This is a genomic window from uncultured Jannaschia sp. (assembly GCF_947494055.1).
Classification (GTDB): domain Bacteria; phylum Pseudomonadota; class Alphaproteobacteria; order Rhodobacterales; family Rhodobacteraceae; genus Jannaschia.
Map to the genome: position 1 here is coordinate 1 of NZ_CANLTR010000245.1, position 244 is coordinate 244.

Consider the following 244-nt stretch of genomic DNA (forward strand, 5'->3'; position numbering starts at 1 on the left):
CACGGGACGTCGGAATTCTACCGCACCCGCGCGGCGATAACGCGCCACCTGATCACGCATCGTGGCTACGACATCGTTGCGGTCGAGGCGGACTGGCCCGATGCCGCGGCGGTCAATCGTTTCGCCGGACATCATGCCCGGCGCAAGTTCGAGGCGCCCGCCTTCACCCGCTTCCCGACCTGGATGTGGCGCAACACGGTGGTCGAGGGCTTCGCCGACTGGTTGCGCGGGCACAACGACGGCG

The 244-nt window shown here is 68.0% G+C and carries 1 protein-coding gene; it reads left to right on the forward strand.

Features of this window, described 5'->3' with window-relative positions:
- Positions 1-244, forward strand: a 244-nt coding sequence (locus Q1A87_RS24020; RefSeq protein WP_299657448.1) for an erythromycin esterase family protein, incomplete at both ends; no start/stop codon positions are given.